We start from the raw sequence: 1,304 nt of genomic DNA, 5'->3' as shown, positions 1-1,304 counted from the left end.
TCCGGACCACCGTCCAGAGCCACCTCCAACGCCGACACCAGACCCTCCGCAGCCGTACGCACCAGCGCACCCACCACACCCGGATCGATCGGGAAGACCGCATCGACCGCCAGTCCGATCGCGTCGCCGTCGTCGTCCACCGAGACCGTGAGCGGGTAGTTGGTCAGCTCACGGGCGAACAGCGTTCGGATACCACCCACCGGCCCGTCCCAGGGCTCCTTGGGCGGAGCGGGCTCTGCCGCAGTGTTGTGCCGGTAGTTGAACAGGGCGGAGAACAGAGGCGCGTTCCCGGCCATACCACTGGCCTGGATGGCCAGCGCCAGCGGCGCGTGCTCGTGCTCGAGCAGCTCCGCGAGCTGCCCGCGGACCGCGGCCACCGCATCCAGGACACCCACTCCGCCCGTGCGCACCCGCACGGGAAGCGTGTTCATGAAGGGGCCCGGGACCCGCTCCGAGGACGCGCCGGCGTTCATCCGGCCGAACAGCACCGTACCGAAGACCACGTCGTCCCGGCCTGCCATCGCCGCCAGGGCACGAGCCCAGGCGACATGCATCACCGTCGCCGCACTCGCGCCGAGCCGACGGGAGACCTCCCTCAGCCGGGTGTCCAGCTCGGGCGCGAACGGCACCCGGGCACGCACCACGCCCGAACCGTCGCCCCGGACGTCGAGCGCGCCGAACGGCGCGGTTCCTTCGGTGACGTCCCCGAGCAGTTCGGTGAAGTAGTGCTCGTGCCCGGCTGTGTCCGCCCCGCTCCGGGCCTGGGCGACGAAGTTGCGGAACGGAAGCGGCTCCTGAAGCCCGTCGCCACGGCCGGTGAGGAACGCGTCCAGTTCATCCAGGACCACCTCGAGCGCGGTGTGGTCCTGGACGATGTGGTGCATCCGCACCAGCGCCACCCACTGCTCATCTCCCGGGACGGGGGCGACGTGGGTGCTGATCAGCGGCGCCCGGTCGAGGTCCATCGACAGGCCGACGCCGCTCAGCAGCTGATCGACCACGTCGGTGTCGTCCGGGTTCAGGGTGACCTCGTGCACGGGCAGTTCAGCCTTGCGCCACACCACCTGGACGGGCTCGCGCAGGCCCTCCCAGACGATCCCCGTCCGCAGGATGTCGTGCCGGTTCAGCACCTTCTGCAACGCGTCGAGGAAGGCATCGAGGCGCTCGCGGGAGCTGAACTCCATGACGACGGGCATCACGTACGCGTCATCGTCGTCGTGGGCGAGCAGGTGGTGGAAGAGCAGACCCTCCTGGAGCGGGGCGAGCGGATAGACGTCAGCGATGTTCGCCGCGCCGCCCTCGAC

Annotated in this window: 1 protein-coding gene; it reads right to left on the bottom strand. The window is 70.2% G+C overall.

Annotation, left to right across the window (positions count from 1 at the left end; all coding sequences use genetic code 11):
- On the bottom strand, window positions 1–1,304 hold a 1,304-nt coding region (locus AC068D_RS35670; RefSeq protein WP_478827307.1), incomplete at both ends, for a condensation domain-containing protein.

The sequence above is a fragment of the Streptomyces sp. NPDC043861 genome (assembly GCF_056435905.1).
Note: the sequence above shows the minus strand (reverse complement) of the source record. Positions and strands in the feature narration are given on the sequence as shown.